At 57.5% G+C, this 16,605-nt stretch carries 10 protein-coding genes; 6 read left to right on the top strand and 4 right to left on the bottom strand.

Going from position 1 to position 16,605, the window contains the following annotated elements; genetic code table 11:
* Positions 1-12 precede the first annotated feature (12 nt).
* From ACOQH0_RS16695 to ACOQH0_RS16680, 4 genes are all read right to left on the bottom strand, one after another.
* Positions 13-783 carry a MurR/RpiR family transcriptional regulator gene (locus tag ACOQH0_RS16695; RefSeq protein ID WP_010433975.1) on the bottom strand — a complete coding sequence of 257 codons (771 nt, stop codon included), beginning with the start codon at positions 781-783 and terminating at the stop codon, positions 13-15.
* Positions 783-1,628 (bottom strand): 3-mercaptopyruvate sulfurtransferase, encoded by an 846-nt coding sequence (gene sseA, locus ACOQH0_RS16690; RefSeq protein WP_059312119.1) that lies wholly within the window; start codon positions 1,626-1,628, stop codon positions 783-785. Before sseA ends, ACOQH0_RS16695 begins: the two co-directional genes overlap by 1 nt.
* Before the next feature lie 90 nt (positions 1,629-1,718).
* The gene (locus ACOQH0_RS16685) at positions 1,719-3,086 is read right to left on the bottom strand and encodes a 6-phospho-alpha-glucosidase (protein WP_421510850.1); all 1,368 of its coding nucleotides are present in this window, start codon (positions 3,084-3,086) and stop codon (positions 1,719-1,721) included.
* Between the two features lie 12 nt (positions 3,087-3,098).
* Positions 3,099-4,643 (bottom strand): PTS transporter subunit EIIC, encoded by a 1,545-nt coding sequence (locus ACOQH0_RS16680; protein ID WP_089597806.1) that lies wholly within the window; start codon positions 4,641-4,643, stop codon positions 3,099-3,101.
* A 286-nt stretch (positions 4,644-4,929) separates the two neighbouring features.
* On the opposite strand from ACOQH0_RS16680, the gene ACOQH0_RS16675 reads away from it, so the two are divergent.
* The 6 genes from ACOQH0_RS16675 to ispG all read left to right on the top strand — a co-directional run bounded on the left by ACOQH0_RS16675 (position 4,930) and on the right by ispG (position 16,547).
* Positions 4,930-9,882: an alpha-2-macroglobulin family protein gene (locus ACOQH0_RS16675; RefSeq protein ID WP_421510849.1), complete on the top strand. Its 4,953-nt coding sequence runs from the start codon at positions 4,930-4,932 to the stop codon at positions 9,880-9,882.
* A 1-nt stretch (position 9,883) separates the two neighbouring features.
* Positions 9,884-12,208: a peptidoglycan glycosyltransferase PbpC gene (gene pbpC / locus ACOQH0_RS16670; RefSeq protein WP_421510848.1), complete on the top strand. Its 2,325-nt coding sequence runs from the start codon at positions 9,884-9,886 to the stop codon at positions 12,206-12,208.
* 156 nt (positions 12,209-12,364) lie between these two features.
* Complete coding sequence (gene ndk / locus ACOQH0_RS16665; RefSeq protein ID WP_010433958.1) at positions 12,365-12,796, top strand: nucleoside-diphosphate kinase; 432 nt, start codon at positions 12,365-12,367, stop codon at positions 12,794-12,796.
* Between the two features lie 147 nt (positions 12,797-12,943).
* Positions 12,944-14,110 carry a bifunctional tRNA (adenosine(37)-C2)-methyltransferase TrmG/ribosomal RNA large subunit methyltransferase RlmN gene (locus ACOQH0_RS16660; protein ID WP_089597809.1) on the top strand — a complete coding sequence of 389 codons (1,167 nt, stop codon included), beginning with the start codon at positions 12,944-12,946 and terminating at the stop codon, positions 14,108-14,110.
* 293 nt (positions 14,111-14,403) lie between these two features.
* Positions 14,404-15,402, top strand: coding sequence for a cytoskeleton protein RodZ (rodZ, locus tag ACOQH0_RS16655; RefSeq protein WP_215230129.1), 999 nt, complete (start codon positions 14,404-14,406; stop codon positions 15,400-15,402).
* Between the two features lie 26 nt (positions 15,403-15,428).
* Positions 15,429-16,547 (top strand): flavodoxin-dependent (E)-4-hydroxy-3-methylbut-2-enyl-diphosphate synthase, encoded by a 1,119-nt coding sequence (gene ispG / locus ACOQH0_RS16650; RefSeq protein WP_008502138.1) that lies wholly within the window; start codon positions 15,429-15,431, stop codon positions 16,545-16,547.
* The last annotated feature ends 58 nt before the right edge of the window (positions 16,548-16,605 follow it).

The raw sequence follows: 16,605 nt of genomic DNA, 5'->3' as shown, positions 1-16,605 counted from the left end.
GCGGGGTGAATATCACCCCGTTGCTTCCAGCAGCAGTAAATCCATCAGCAGCACCAGATTTGACTCAAACGACGTCACCCCCGCGGCTTCGGCGGCGTAGTGTACCGCTTCGTCATACAGGGCAAAGTGCACGTCCGCCATCCCCGCCAGCGTATTGGCCGAGGCGCGGGTAAAGGCAACGATTGTCATGCCGACGTTTTTGGCAATCCGCGCTTTATCCAGCACCTGCTCCGTTTCGCCGCTGCGCGAGACGGCAATAAAAACCTGATAGCGTGCGGCATTGCTGAGAAAAATATTTCGGCTGTCTCCCGGCCCGGAGATAAACGCCGTTTTGCCCAGAACCTGCAGCTTCTTGGTCAGGTACTCCGCAAACAGATAAGAAAAACCGGCGCCGTAGAGAAAGAAGCTCTCTTTCTGGCGCAGCAGGTCGGCAAACTGCTGGCGCTTCTCCTGCGTGACCCACCGGAAGGTGTGCTGATAGTTGGCGATAAACTGATTAAACAGCGCCGGGAGTTCTGGAAGGGAGGGCGCCTGAGCGGCAATATGCGGCGTGTCGGAAAGCAACTGCTTGCAGTGCCAGATAAACTCGCTAAATCCGCTGAACCCCAGCTTTTGGCACAGCCGCATGATGGTGGCGGTCGAAACAAACGTCGCCTGCGCCAGCTCGCGTACCGTGATGTTGCCCACCAGCAGCGGATGCTCCGTGAGGTGGGCGAGGACGCGATACTCCGCGCGGGTCAGCGATGCCCCGCGTGTTAACAGCGTGGCCAGGCGGTTATCCATTATTTCGCGGGTTCGACAGGCAGATCGTCTCGCGCACCCCATTCGCTCCAGGCGCCGTCGTAAAGCGTGACGTCGTTCGCGCCGAGCGTGGCGAGTGCCAGGATCACTACGCAGGCCGTTACGCCGGAGCCACAGCTGGCAATAATCGGACGATGTAAATCCACGCCTGCACGGTCAAAAATGGCGCGCAGCTCGTCGGTGGTTTTCAGCTCGCCCTCAAATACCAGATCGCCCCACGGCACGTTCAGCGCACCCGGAATATGTCCGCGCTTCAGCCCCGGACGCGGTTCATCCGCTTCGGCATTGAAGCGCGGAGCAGGACGGGCATCGACGATTTGCGCGGTTTTTTCATGGCTCACGACCAGCACGTCGGTCAGGCGTTTCACCACGTGTGCGTCGAACGTGGCATCGAATTCGCCTTCCGGCAGCGTCACGTCGCCCTGCTGAAGCGGCAGCTCGTCGCGCTTCCAGCCCGCAAGCCCGCCCGCCAGAATCGACACTTTTTCCACGCCGAAGTTTTTCAGCATCCACCACGCCCGCGGGGCGGAGAAGAGGTTACCTTCGTCATAAACAACGAGGTGTTTGTCTTTGCTGACGCCCAGTTCGCGCATCGCCACGGAAAACGCTTCCGGGCGCGGCAGCATATGCGGCAGAGGAGAGGTGTGATCGGAGAGGGCTTCGATATCAAAAAATACCGCGCCAGGCAGATGTCCGGCACGGTATTCACCGGGCACGTCGCGATGCTCTTGCCCTGGCGGGGCCATACGCGCATCAATAATTTGAACTTCCGGATCGTCGCCGTGCTCAATCAGCCAGTCGGCGGCGACGAAATATGAGGTGGACATGGGTTGCCTCCATTCTTTTCCGTAAAAAAGGATTGTCGGTGTTTTTTCTGACACCGACAAGCAAACCACGTTCAACTCGCGAGCAAGCCCCTATTTTTTCACCTTTTCGCCGTCCTGCCAGGCTTTTTGCAGCGCAGGCCAGTAGTCGCGGTTGGCCTCGATCATCTCATCCAGAATCACTTTCGCATGCTCCATGGTCGGCACGGTGCGGTTAAGGGTGAACGCCTGCAGCGCTTTCTCATAGCTGCCCTCGATGGTCGCCTCCACCAGCAGCTGTTCCGAGGCGAGCTGCTGTTGCAAAAGGGTCTGATGGAACAGCGGCACCTGACCGATGCGAATCGGTTCCGGGCCTTCGGAGGTGATATACGCGGGCACTTCCACCACGGCATCGTAAGGCAGGTTGGTAATCGCACCGCGGTTTTCCACCATCACCAGATGGCGGCTCCGCAGGTTAAAGGCCAGCGAGCAGGCGACGTCAACGATAAATTCACCGTGGACGCCCACGTGGAAGGCATCCGGCAGGATCCCGGTACGCTTATATTCTTCGGCTGCGGCGAACAGTTTTTTCTCGCGCCCGTCCATCACTTCATTGGCGCGGGTATAGTCCGGGTTCTGATGCTCCACAATCTGGTTTGGCATCAGGTAGTACTGCAGATACGGGTTCGGCAGATACTCCGGGAAGTTGTCCATGATCGGCTTAATGTTGCGCCAGGTTTTTACCCACGACGGATCCGAGTGCTGCGGGTCGGTTTTGGCCGCATCTTCCGTCAGCAGGCCAAACTTCGCGATATGTTTGCGCAGCTCCGGCAGCTTGTCTTCGCCGTCCACCAGCACACGGGTAAACCAGCCGAAGTGGTTCAGACCGAAGTAGTCGACCTCCAGCTTGCGACGATCGACCCCCAGAATCGCCCCCATGTTACGCATGGCAGCCACCGGCATATCGCAGATGTTCAGCACGCGCGCGTTCGGGCGCAGGCGGCGCACGCCTTCCGCGACGATCGCCGCCGGGTTGGAGTAGTTCACGATCCAGGCTTTCTCGTGCGCGTAGCGATCGACCAGATCGATAAGCTCCACCATCGGCAGGATCGTGCGCAGTCCGTACGCCAGACCCCCGGGGCCGCACGTTTCCTGGCCGACCACGCCGCGACGCAGCGGGATCTTTTCATCCTGCTCGCGCATCTTGTACTGGCCGACGCGCATCTGGGCGAAGACGAAATGTGCGCCGCTGAAAGCCACTTCCGGGTCACTGGTGACGGTAAATTTGATACTCTGGCTGTGGTCGCGAATGACCTTCTCTACGACGGGCGCAATGGTGTTCTGACGCGCCTCGTCGATGTCGTAAAGGCGAATTTCGGCCAGCGGGAAATCCTGCAGGCGCACCATCAGGCTTTTCACAATACCCGGCGTGTAGGTGCTACCGCCGCCGGCAATCGACAGGATAAATGGGGGTGTAAACATCTTTAGCTCCTCTCAGAGAAACGTCTCAACGGCTTCTCGCATTTTTTTGACGTGCAGCCCGTAGACCACCTGAACGTTGTTACCTTGTTTGATAATCCCCTTCGCGCCAGTCGCCTTCAGGCGCGGCTCGTCGATGATGGCGACATCCTTCACCGTGACGCGCAAGCGGGTGTAGCAGTTATCTACCACTTCAATGTTTTCCCGGCCGCCCAGCCCCACCACGATGGACTCGCCCAGCCCGTCGTTATTGCCTTTGGCCTGGTACTCTTGCTTGCTGTAGAGGCGCGTCTCCTTATCGTCATCCTCACGGCCCGGCGTCTTCATGTTGAAGCGCAGGATCAGGAAGCGGAACACTACAAAGTAGAGGGCGAACATGATCAGCCCAACCAGGAGGTACATCGGCCAGTTGGACTTCTCCGTGCCGAGCGGCAGGTTGTAAAGGATGAAGTCGATAATCCCATTGGCGCCGATGGCGTGAACGCCCAGCAGCGAGAACAGCATCATGCCGATGCCGGTCAGCACCGCGTGCACCACGAAGAGCAGCGGGGCGACAAACAGGAAGGAGAACTCAATCGGCTCGGTCACGCCGACCAGCAGCGAAGTCAGCGCCGCCGGGATCAAAATGGCTTTCGCAATGGCTTTACGCTCCGGCTTCGCGGTCATGTACATCGCCAGCGCGGCGGCAGGCAGGCCGAACATTTTGCTGATGCCGCGCGCATCCCACACCACCGTGCTGCTGAGCTGCTTCACGTCCGGGCAGGCCATCTCGGCGAAGTAGATATTGCGCGCGCCCTGATAGGTTGCGCCGCATACCTCCTGCGTGCCGCCCAGCTCGGTATAGAGGAACGGCGTATAAACCAGATGGTGCAGGCCGGTGGGGACCAGAATGCGTTCCAGGAAACCGTAGATTGCCACGCCAAACGGCCCGGAGCCTTTAATGGCCAGCGCCAGGGCGCTAATGCCGTGCTGGGCAAACGGCCACAATTCACTCATCACCACGCCGAGCAGCATGGAGACGGGGAGCATGACGATAGCGACAAAACAGTGGCCGGAGTAAATCGCCATCGCGCCGTTAAACTGTACGCCGGAGTATTTGTTGTACAGATAGCCGGAGAGCGCGCCGGTCAGGATCCCGGCGAACACGCCCATCTCCAGCACCTGCACGCCCAGCACCATGGTCTGTCCGGCCGCTTTCATCTGCTCGGCAGGCGCAAGCGCGCCCTGTAGCTGCAGCGTGACGTTCATTGCGTTGATGAACACCACAAAGGTCACCAGCCCAATCAGCGCGGCATAGCCTTTATCACGTGTCGCCAGACCAATCGGGATACCGACGGCAAACACCAGTGCCAGGTTAACCAGTACCGATACGGCAGATTTCGCGATGAGTTGGCCGATATTCTGAATCAGAGGATGGCCAAGAAACGGCAGGTACTCGGCAAGATTGCCGTTACCCAGTACGTTACCAAAGGCGATAAAAAGACCGACAATCGGTAAGATAAGTACCGGTCCGTACAATGATTTTCCGAAATTTTGTAGGGCGTTCACGGCTCGTTTCATGGCTTTCTCTCTTATTGAACCGCGCACTCGGGGTGCGTCATGGTCATAAAACTAGCAGTCTTCAGGCACGCTTATCCAGCTATCTTCTTGTTTTAAAAACAAATGACGTGAAAGGTAACATGTGACGTTATGTGCTGTGATCGCGGTTCCATCACGGCGTAGCGGCGTGATGCGATTCTGCGAGGCGCTTTCAAGATTCTAAAATTGGACTTTTTGAATTAATGAAACTTGCGGATAATACTTATCCGGACGACGACCAACAGGCTCCATGGGCCAGGGACAAAGGATGAAACCGTTTCGCTTAGCCGCGCTCTCTCTTGCGCTGCTTACCACGTTTACGCTTGTCGGCTGTGATAACAGCGACGATAAATCTCAGGCTGCGGCTCCCGCGGCATCCACCGCATCAACACCGAAAGCCGCGGAAAAGCCCAATGCAGAAACGCTGGCTAAACTCGCCGCCCAGAGTCAGGGAAAAGCGCTGACGTTGCTGGATACCTCTGAAGTTCAGCTCGACGGTGCCGCCACGCTGGTGCTGACCTTTTCTGTTCCGCTGAATCCCGATCAGGATTTCGCGAAAACAGTGCATGTCGTGGATAAGAAAAGCGGCAAGGTTGACGGGGCGTGGGAACTTGCGCCTAACCTGAAAGAGCTTCGACTGCGCCATCTTGAGCCTAACCGCAGCCTGGTCGTCACCGTTGAACGCGACCTGCAGGCGCTGAATAAAGCGACCTTTGGCATCGATTATGAAAAAGCCTTAACCACCCGGGATGTCGAACCGACGGTCGGTTTTGCCAGCCGCGGCTCACTGCTGCCGGGTAAAGTGGTGGAAGGCCTGCCGGTGATGGCGCTCAACGTTAACAACGTGGACGTGAACTTCTACCGCGTGAAGCCGGAGTCGTTGGCTTCCTTTGTCAGCCAGTGGGAATACCGCAATTCTCTGACCAACTGGGAATCCGATAACCTGCTGAAGATGGCGGAACTGGTTTACACTGGTCGATTCGACCTTAATCCGGCGCGCAATACGCGCGAAAAATTGCTGTTGCCCCTGAAGGATATTAAACCACTCCAGCAGTCTGGCGTTTATATCGCGGTCATGAACCAGGCAGGGCACTACAACTACAGCAACGCCGCAACGCTCTTTACCCTGAGCGATATCGGCTTGTCCGCTCACCGCTATCACAACCGCCTGGACATCTTCACTCAGAGCCTGGAAAACGGTGCGGCGCAGTCCGGCGTGACCGTTACGCTGCTGAATGACAAAGGCCAGACGCTTGCCGAGGCGAACAGCGATGCCGACGGTCATGCGAAGCTTGAAACCGACAAAGAAGCCGCGTTGATCCTGGCCAGTAAAGACGGCCAGACCACGCTGCTCGATCTCAAACTGCCTGCGCTCGACCTGGCGGAGTTCGATATCGCCGGTAGCCCTGGCTACAGCAAGCAGTTCTTTATGTTTGGCCCGCGCGATCTCTACCGTCCTGGGGAAACTGTGATCCTTAATGGCCTGCTGCGCGACAGCGACGGAAAACCGCTTCCCGATCAGCCTGTGAAGCTTGACGTGCTGCGTCCGGATGGACAGGTCGCGCGTACGATTGTCGTCAAGCCAGAAAACGGACTCTATCGTTTTAACTATCCGCTGGACAGCGGGGCGCAGACCGGTATGTGGCATATTCGCGCTAACACCGGCGACAACCTGCAGCGACTGTGGGACTTCAACGTTGAAGATTTTATGCCGGAGCGTATGGCGCTCAACCTGACCGGGCAAAAAGCCCCGGTATCACAGCAGGATAATGTCGACTTTAACGTGGTGGGGTACTACCTGTACGGCGCGCCAGCTAATGGCAATTCGCTGCAGGGCCAGTTGTACCTGCGTCCGCTGCGTGAGGCGGTGGCTACGTTGCCGGGCTTCCAGTTTGGCGATATCGCCGAGGAAAACCTGAGCCGCAGCCTGGACGAGGTACAGCTTACGCTCGACGAGCAGGGGCGTGGACAGGTCAGCACCGAAAGCCAGTGGAAAGAGGTACACTCTCCGCTGCAGCTGATCCTGCAGGCCAGCCTGCTGGAATCCGGCGGCCGTCCGGTAACGCGTCGTGCTGAACAGGCTATCTGGCCTGCGGCTGAACTTCCGGGGATTCGTCCGCAGTTCGCCAGCAAGGCCGTTTACGACTACCGCACCGACACCACCGTCAACCAGCCGATTGTGGATGAAAACGGCAACGCCAGCTTCGACATCGTTTATGCCGATGCCAGCGGTACGAAAAAAGCGGTTTCCGGGTTACAGGTTCGCCTGATCCGCGAACGCCGGGACTACTACTGGAACTGGTCGGAGAGTGATGGCTGGCAATCCCAGTTTGATCAGAAAGACCTGGTCGAAGGTGAGCAGGAGTTGACGCTCAAGGCCGATGAGACGGGTAAAGTCACTTTCCCGGTGGAGTGGGGCTCATACCGTCTGGAAGTTAAAGCGCCTGATGAAATGGTCAGCAGCGTGCGTTTCTGGGCAGGGTATAGCTGGCAGGATAACAGCGACGGCACCGGTGCGGCACGCCCTGATCGCGTGACGCTAAAATTGGATAAGCCAGCCTACCAGCCAGGCGATACCATCAACCTGCACATTGCAGCACCGGCTGCGGGCAAAGGCTATGCGATGATCGAGTCCAGCGAAGGACCGCTGTGGTGGAAAGAGATCGACGTACCGGCAAACGGGCTGGATCTCTCCATTCCGGTAGATAAAGCCTGGAAACGTCACGATCTCTACCTCAGCACGCTGGTGGTTCGTCCTGGCGATAAATCCAAATCCGCCACGCCGAAACGCGCGGTTGGTCTGCTGCATCTGCCGATGGGTGACGAAAATCGCCGTCTGAATATTGCTCTGGATACTCCGCAGAAAATGCGTCCGAACCAGACGCTTTCTGTGAAAGTGAAAGCCAGCGTGAAAGAGGGGGCTGTGCCGCAGAAAGTGAACGTCCTGGTCTCGGCGGTGGATAGCGGCGTGTTGAACATCACCGATTACGTTACGCCCGATCCGTGGCAGGCTTTCTTCGGCCAGAAGCGCTACGGCGCGGATATCTACGATATCTACGGCCAGGTCATTGAAGGGCAGGGACGTATGGCCGCGCTGCGCTTCGGTGGCGATGGAGATGAACTCAAGCGCGGCGGCAAACCGCCGGTGAACCACGTCACCATTATTGCCCAGCAGGCACAGCCGGTCACGCTGGATGCCAACGGGGAGGGCACTGTTACGCTGCCGATTGGGGACTTCAACGGTGAGCTGCGCCTGATGGCGCAAGCCTGGACGGAAGACGATTTCGGCAGCAGTGAAAGTAAGGTGGTTGTCGCCGCGCCGGTGATTACCGAGCTGAACACGCCACGCTTCCTGGCAAACGGCGATACCTCACGGCTGACGCTGGATCTGACTAACCTGACCGACCAGCCGCAAACGCTGAACGTGGCCTTAACCACAATGGGTAAAGTGTCGCTGGAAGGCTCGCAGCCGCAGCCGGTTCAACTGCCTCCGGGGGCGCGCAGTACGATGTTTATTCCGGTGCGTGCGCTGGAGGGCTATGGTGACGGTGAAGTGACGGCTCAGGTGACCGGTCTGCAGCTTCCGGGGGAAACTTTCGCACCGCAGCAGAAGAGCTGGAAAATCGGCGTGCGTCCTGCATTCCCGGCGCAGACGGTAAACACTGGCGCGATGTTGAACCCAGGTGAGTCCTGGATTGCACCGGCGCAACATAGCAACGGTTTCTCGCCTGCCACGCTGCAGGGGCAACTGCTGCTGAGCGGCAAACCGCCATTGAACCTGGCGCGCTACATTCGCGAACTTCAGGCCTACCCGTACGGATGCCTGGAACAAACCACCAGTGGCCTGTTCCCGTCGCTCTACACCAACGCGGCACAGCTGTCGGCGCTTGGCATTAAGGGGGATACGGACGATAAACGCCGTGCAGCGATCGATATTGGTATCTCCCGTCTGCTGCAAATGCAGCGTGACGACGGTGGTTTCGCCCTGTGGGATAAAAATGGTCCGGAAGAGTACTGGCTGACGGCCTACGTGACCGACTTCCTGGTGCGTGCGGGCGAGCAGGGTTACAGCGTACCTGCCGATGCAGTGAATAACGCCAATAGCCGCCTGCTGCGCTATCTGCAGGATCCGGGCATGATGTCCATTCGCTATAGCGACGATACGCAGGCCAGCAAATTCGCCGTGCAGGCCTATGCTTCGCTGGTACTGGCGCGTCAGCAAAAAGCACCGCTCGGCGCGCTGCGCGAAATCTGGGATCGCCACGGCCAGGCGGCATCCGGGCTGCCGTTGATGCAGCTGGGCATGGCGCTCAAATTGATGGGCGACGCCCCACGCAGCCAGCAGGCGCTGGATCTGGCGCTCAAAACACCGCGCAACGACAGCAAAAACTGGATGGCCGATTACGGCAGCCAGCTGCGTGATAACGCGCTGATGCTCTCCCTGCTGGAAGAGTACAAATTGCTGCCGGAAGCACAAAATGCTCTGCTCAATACCTTATCTGAAGAAGCGTTCAGCCAGCGCTGGCTGTCAACGCAGGAGAGCAATGCGCTGTTCCTGGCAGGTCGTTCGCTGCAAACCTTGTCTGGTGCGTGGCAGGCAACGACCAGTCTTTCAGAACAAGCGCTGAGCGGCGATAAATCGCAGGTGCAAAACGTCAACGGTGACCAGCTTGGCGCGCTGCAGGTGACTAACACCGGTACAGCGCCGCTGTGGGTGCGCCTCGACAGCACCGGTTACCCGGAATATGCGCCTCAGCCAACGTCTAACGTGCTGCAGGTTGAACGCCATATCCTGGCAACCGACGGCAGCAGCAAGTCACTCTCTTCACTGAAGAGCGGTGAGCTGGTGCTGGTGTGGCTGGAAGTGAAGGCCAGCCAGAACGTGCCGGATGCGCTGGTGGTCGATCTGCTCCCGGCAGGTCTGGAGCTGGAAAACCAAAACCTGGCGAACAGCAGTGCCAGCCTGCAGGACAGCGGCAGTGAGGTCCAGAACCTGCTCAGCCAGATGCAGCAGGCGGATATTCAGCATATGGAATTCCGCGATGACCGCTTTGTGGCTGCCGTGCCGGTAAATGAAGGTCAGCCGGTCACGCTGGTCTATCTGGCGCGTGCCGTGACGCCGGGTACCTACCAGGTGCCGGTGCCGATGGTGGAGTCTATGTACGTTCCGCAGTGGCGGGCAACGGGTGCGGCCAGCGGCCCGCTGATTGTTGTTCCGTAATATGCAGATAGCTCGTCTGACACGCTCCCGCTGGCTTTGGCTGGCGGGAGCGCTTCTCGTTTTATGGGGGCTGATTATCGCCGCCGACCGCCTGTGGCCGTTGCCTCTGAAAGAGGTTAACCCCGCCCGGGTGGTGGTGGATGAGAAGGGCACGCCGCTGTGGCGCTTTGCGGACAGCGACGGGATCTGGCGCTACCCGGTTACGATTGAAGAGGTGTCTCCCCGTTATCTTGAGGCGCTGATCCAGTACGAAGATCGCTGGTTCTGGGATCATCCTGGCGTAAACCCGCTCTCTGTCCTGCGTGCCGCCTGGCAGGATCTCAGTTCTGGCAAAGTCGTCTCTGGCGGCAGTACGCTCACCATGCAGGTAGCACGCCTGCTGGATCCGCATCCGCGCACCTTTGGCGGTAAAATTCGTCAGCTCTGGCGGGCGATGCAGCTGGAGTGGCATCTTTCCAAGCGCGACATTCTCACGCTCTATCTCAACCGCGCTCCCTTTGGCGGTACGCTGCAGGGCGTAGGGGCTGCAAGCTGGACCTATCTAGGAAAACCACCATCGCAGCTCAGCTATTCCGAAGCGGCGCTGCTGGCGGTGCTGCCGCAGGCACCGAGTCGATTACGTCCGGACCGCTGGCCTGAACGGGCTGAAGCGGCGCGAAATAAAGTGCTCGACCGTATGGTCACGCAGGGCGTCTGGTCTGCGAAGCAGGTCAAGGAATCGCGGGAAGAATCGGTATGGCTGGCGCCCCGACAGATGCCGCAGTTGGCACCGCTCTTTGCACGCATGATGCTCGGCAAAAGCCGCGACACTAAAATTGTCACCACGCTGGATGCCGGACTACAGCGGCAGCTGGAAGAGCTGGCGATGAACTGGAAGTCCCGACTTCCTGCGCGAAGCTCGCTGGCGATGATCGTCGTGGATCATACGGACATGAAGGTGCGCGGCTGGGTCGGATCGGTGGATATTAACGATGACAGTCGTTTCAGCCATGTGGATATGGTCAATGCGATCCGATCCCCGGGATCGGTGTTAAAGCCCTTTATCTACGGTATGGCGCTGGACGATGGCCTGATACATCCCGCCTCTCTGCTCCAGGACGTTCCCAGAAAAACCGGTGATTATCGGCCAGGGAATTTTGACAGTGGGTTTCACGGACCGGTCAGCATGAGTGAAGCGCTGGTGCGCTCCCTCAACCTGCCCGCAGTACAGGTGCTGGAAGCCTACGGGCCAAAACGTTTTGCCGGGATGCTCAGTAACGCGGGGTTGCCGCTGATCCTGCCCGCGGGGGCGCAGCCGAATCTCTCCCTGATCCTCGGCGGTGCAGGCGCGCGGCTGTCTGATATCGCCGCGGCCTACAGCGCCTTTGCCCGACACGGTAAAGCGGGAAGGCTGCGGTTACAGCCGGGCGATCCGCTAACTGAACGTCCGCTGTTGTCACAAGGTTCGGCGTGGATCATTCGCCGTATTCTGGCGAACGAGGCGCAGCCGCTGCCGGATAATGCGTTACCGCAAATCGCGCCGCTGGCGTGGAAAACCGGCACCAGCTACGGCTACCGTGATGCCTGGGCTATCGGCCTGAATGCCCGTTACGTGATAGGCATATGGACCGGACGACCGGACGGTACGCCGGTGGCGGGACAGTTTGGTTTTGCCAGCGCGGTTCCGCTATTAAACCAGGTGAATAACCTGCTTCAGTCACGCTCAACGGTAGACGAAGCCCGTCTGCCGCGTGACCCTCGCCCGACAAGCGTGGGGCGCGGGGTGATCTGCTGGCCGGGCGGTCAGTCGCTGCCAGAAGGCAGTGAAAACTGCCGACGCCGTCTGTCGACCTGGCTGCTGGAAGGGAGTGAACCGCCCACGCTGCTCCTGCCCGAACAGGAAGGCATACGCGGCATTCGCTTCCCGGTCTGGCTGGATAAAACGGGTAAACGTGTAGCGGCAGATTGCCCTGATGCAACTGAAAAAGTCCTGGATGTCTGGCCGCTGCCGCTGGAGCCGTGGCTGCCAGCAACCGAGCGTCGCGCGGTACGGGTCCCTCCTTCATCAATCATCTGTCCTCCGCTGTCGCAGGACGCACCAGCGCCACTCATCCTGACAGGCGTGCGCGAAGGGGCCGTCATTAAACGCCTGCCGGGCGAATCCCGCGTTTCGCTGCCGCTTCAGGCGACCGGCAACAGCGGTGAGCGCTGGTGGTTTTTGAACGGTGAACCGCTGAGTGTGAAGGGAAGAGTTTACACATTACAGCTTGATAAATCGGGCGATTATCAGTTACTCGTTATGGATGAGACCGGGCAGGTCGCGACGGTGAATTTTACGTTGCAGTGATCTGAAAACAGCTTTCAGATGTGAGCTGTTGCTAAAACTCGTCTTATTTTAAAAAAATGTTACCTGAATCCATAGGCAATGGCGCTATTGCTCATTATAATCCGCGCCACACCATACTCAGGTATGCAAAACAACAGAACATTGACAGAGGTTATCATGGCTATTGAACGTACTTTTTCCATCATCAAGCCAAACGCGGTGGCAAAAAACGTTATTGGCAGCATCTTCGCTCGCTTTGAATCAGCAGGGTTTAAGATCGTTGGCACCAAAATGCTGCACCTGACCGTTGAGCAGGCTCGCGGTTTCTACGCTGAGCACGAAGGTCGCCCATTCTTTGACGGCCTGGTAGAGTTCATGACCTCCGGCCCAATCGTGGTATCCGTACTGGAAGGCGAAAACGCAGTTCAGCGTCACCGCGATCTGCTGGGTGCAACCAACCCGGACAACGCGCTGGCGGGTACGCTGCGCGCTGATTACGCAGACAGCTTCACCGAGAACGGCACCCACGGTTCTGATTCCGTTGAATCTGCCGCGCGTGAAATCGCATTCTTCTTCGCAGAAGGCGAAGTGTGCGCTCGCACTCGTTAATATTTTCGTAAATGCCGCGTGCAAACGTGGCATCCCTGCGTCAGACTTTGTACAATGCAACGCCCCGGACGAGCAGACTGCTTTCCGGGGCGTTTCTTTTCAACCCTCCATGGGCCATAACGTGTAACAACGAGGCCGGATAAAATTATGTCTGAATTAGTGAATACCTCCGAAGTCGCCATTCCTGCGGTTCCAAATAAAAATGGAAAAATCAACCTGCTGGATCTGAACCGTCAGCAGATGCGCGAGTTCTTCAAAGATATGGGTGAGAAGCCGTTTCGTGCCGACCAGGTGATGAAATGGATGTACCACTACTGCAGCGACAACTTTGATGACATGACAGACATCAACAAGGTCCTGCGCAACAAGCTCAAAGAAGTGGCTGAAATCCGCGCACCGGAAGTGGTGGAAGAGCAGCGCTCGTCTGATGGCACCATCAAATGGGCGATTGCCGTCGGCGATCAGCGCGTTGAGACTGTCTATATTCCGGAAGATGACCGCGCCACGCTGTGCGTCTCTTCTCAGGTAGGATGTGCGCTGGAGTGCAAATTCTGCTCTACCGCGCAGCAAGGCTTTAACCGTAACCTGCGCGTGTCTGAAATTATCGGCCAGGTGTGGCGTGCGGCAAAAATCGTGGGTGCAGCGAAAGTGACCGGTACCCGCCCAATCACCAACGTGGTGATGATGGGGATGGGTGAGCCGCTGCTGAACCTGACCAACGTGGTTCCGGCGATGGAAATCATGCTCGACGACTTCGGTTTTGGTCTGTCCAAGCGCCGCGTTACGCTGTCTACTTCAGGCGTTGTGCCTGCACTGGACAAGCTGGGCGATATGATTGACGTTGCGCTGGCGATCTCCCTGCACGCGCCAAACGATGCGATCCGTGACGAAATTGTGCCGATCAACAAAAAGTACAATATCGAAACCTTCCTGGCTGGCGTGCGCCGCTACCTGGAGAAATCCAATGCCAACCAGGGCCGCGTCACCATCGAGTACGTGATGCTTGATCACGTCAACGACGGTACCGAGCATGCACATGAGCTGGCAGAATTGCTGAAAGATACGCCGTGCAAGATTAACCTGATCCCATGGAACCCGTTCCCGGGCGCGCCTTATGGCCGTAGCTCGAACAGCCGTATCGATCGTTTCTCGAAAGTGCTGATGGAGTACGGATTCACCACCATCGTGCGTAAAACGCGTGGTGATGATATCGATGCCGCATGCGGACAGCTGGCGGGTGATGTGATTGACCGTACCAAACGTACGCTGCGTAAACGCATGCAGGGTGAGACAATCGCGGTCAAAGCTGTTTGATTATTATGCAGTCACGGCGCATGATCTGCGCCGTGAAGCATAATCTTACTGAATAATCAGTCAGATTCGTGATGTTTGATTAATAATTACGGTGCGTTTCATATGACTTTCGGGCAGTATGTAACGACGTAACAACAGTTTAGCCAGGCGGGCAGAGCTGCACTGTCATCTACCGGCTGACAGTCTTATACTGTCTGTTCAAGGTTAACTGACCAGAAGTTTCGCGGTGCGGGTGGCATTGTGACTCACCGGCACCTGAACCCTTATTTTTCACGTACCAGTAGTTGTAGCGAATGAATACTGAAGCCACTCACGACCAAAATGAAGCACTCTCCACTGGCGTTCGTCTTCGCAACGCCCGTGAACAACTCGGACTCAGCCAGCAAGCCGTTGCAGAACGCTTGTGCCTGAAGGTTTCCACGGTTCGCGATATTGAAGAAGATAAGGCGCCTGCCGATCTGGCTTCAACATTTTTGCGCGGCTATATCCGCTCTTACGCAAAACTGGTGCATATCCCCGAAGAAGAATTACTGCCAATGATGGAGAAGCAGGCACCGGTCCGTGCAGCAAAAGTTGCGCCGATGCAGACCTTCTCTCTGGGTAAACGCCGTAAAAAACGTGACGGCTGGCTGATGAGCTTTACCTGGCTGGTGCTGTTTGTGGTGATTGGCCTGACGGGCGCATGGTGGTGGCAAAACCACAAAGCGCAGCAGGAAGAGATCACTACGATGGCCGATCAGTCTTCTGCCGAGCTTAATCAATCCGGTAATGACAACGCACAGAGCGTGCCGTTGAACACGGACAGCGCGGCACCGTCCAGCGAGCCGCAAACAGCTGCGACCGATGCCGCTCAGGCTCCGGCCACCACCCCTGACGCTGCACCAGCCACGCAGGCGCAGGATCAGAACGCGGTTGTTTCTCCTTCACAGGCCAATGTGGATACCGCCCCTGCGGCGACGGCGCCAGCGGATAATACTGCTGCGGCACCCCTGCCTACCGACCCGGCAGCCACTGCGACACCAGCAGTCGATCCTAACGCGCTGGTGATGAACTTCACCGCGGACTGCTGGCTGGAAGTGACTGATGCCACAGGCAAAAAGCTGTTCAGCGGCCTGCAGCGTAAAGATGGCACGTTAAACCTAACGGGTCAGGCACCTTACAAACTTAAAATCGGCGCTCCGGCAGCGGTACAGATCCAGTATCAAGGAAAACCTGTCGACCTGAGCCGCTTTATCAGAACTAACCAGGTTGCGCGTCTTACCGTTAATGCCGAACAATCAGCAGCACAGTAACAGACGGGCAACGCGGGAGATTTTTCATGCATAACCAGGCTCCGATTCAACGTAGAAAATCGAAACGGATTTACGTTGGGAATGTGCCAATCGGGGACGGGGCACCCATCGCCGTCCAGTCGATGACCAATACGCGCACCACGGATGTGGAAGCAACGGTCAATCAGATCAAAGCATTAGAACGCGTAGGCGCGGACATTGTTCGTGTCTCCGTCCCGACGATGGATGCCGCCGAAGCGTTCAAACTCATCAAGCAGCAGGTCAGCGTTCCGCTGGTGGCTGATATTCACTTCGACTACCGCATCGCACTGAAAGTCGCTGAATATGGCGTCGACTGCCTGCGTATTAACCCAGGTAACATCGGTAACGAAGAGCGTATCCGCATGGTAGTGGACTGCGCCCGCGATAAAAATATTCCTATCCGTATCGGTGTGAATGCCGGTTCCCTGGAAAAAGACCTGCAGGAAAAATACGGTGAGCCAACGCCGCAGGCGCTGCTCGAATCCGCTATGCGTCACGTCGATCATCTGGATCGTCTTAACTTCGATCAGTTCAAAGTTAGCGTGAAAGCGTCCGACGTGTTCCTTGCGGTAGAGTCTTATCGCCTGCTGGCAAAGCAGATTGATCAGCCTCTGCACCTCGGGATCACCGAAGCGGGCGGCCTGCGCAGCGGTTCTGTGAAGTCTGCGATCGGTCTGGGCCTGCTGCTCTCTGAAGGGATCGGCGATACGCTGCGCGTCTCGCTGGCGGCCGATCCGGTGGAAGAGATCAAAGTCGGTTTCGATATCCTGAAGTCACTGCGCATCCGCGCCCGTGGGATCAACTTCATTGCCTGCCCAACCTGCTCACGTCAGGAGTTCGACGTGATTGGTACGGTGAATGCGCTGGAGCAGCGCCTGGAAGACATCATTACCCCGATGGACGTCTCCATCATCGGCTGCGTGGTGAATGGTCCGGGTGAAGCGCTGGTGTCAACACTGGGCGTGACTGGCGGTAACAAGAAAAGTGGTCTCTATGAAGATGGCGTTCGTAAAGATCGTCTGGATAATAGTGACATGATCGACCAGCTCGAAGCACGCATTCGTGCCAAAGCCGCAATGATGGACGAGACGCAGCGCATCAACGTTCAGCAGGTTGAAAAATAACGTGATGGGAAGCGTGCCGCTTCCCATGTATGATTGAACCCATTCTTTGGGTTTTTTT

Origin of the sequence: Enterobacter sp. JS8-1 (assembly GCF_049187015.1) — a bacterium.
GTDB lineage: Bacteria > Pseudomonadota > Gammaproteobacteria > Enterobacterales > Enterobacteriaceae > Enterobacter > Enterobacter mori.
This window is presented reverse-complemented; position numbering and strand designations above follow the sequence as displayed.